This window comes from Mesorhizobium sp. WSM4814 (assembly GCF_055811595.1).
In genome coordinates, this window is the sequence record NZ_JBVVQT010000083.1 from 1 (window position 1) to 464 (window position 464).

Below are 464 nucleotides of genomic sequence, written 5' to 3' on the forward strand. Positions count from 1 at the left end.
GGAAGTTCGATGATCCGCAGCGGGAAGGTTTTCTTGAAATGCTCAACCAGCCGGAAGGGCATGGTCGCTATACGAGCTGTGCCTGAGACCATCGGCGGGATCATGCTAAACGCCTGCACGATAACCTCGACACGTCTCTTGAGGCCATGCTCAAGAAAAAACCGCTCCTCGATGGAGGGCTTCGGCGCTCGCCCGAACTTGGCCGCAACGTGCCTCATCGACATGTATCTCTCGAATGTAAGCTGCTGTGGCAGCTGCTTGTTTGTGGGGCAGCCTACGCACACGAGCGTGTCGTCGAACAGCGCCGCTCTTGGATGCGCGCTCGACATGAACAATTCTGGACAAATCAGAAAATCGACGTCACCGCGCCGGAGAAGCTCATCGGGCTCGTCGTCGAGCGGCAGCAATTCGAAGCTGACGGCGGGTGCTTCGCGTGCAACACGCTCCACGACCTTTTCGAAAAA

Annotated in this window: 1 protein-coding gene; it reads right to left on the bottom strand. The window is 57.3% G+C overall.

Features of this window, described 5'->3' with window-relative positions; translation table 11 throughout:
• The coding region (locus AC0L2V_RS32255; protein WP_473522197.1) for a LysR substrate-binding domain-containing protein at positions 1–464 on the bottom strand (464 nt) is incomplete at both ends.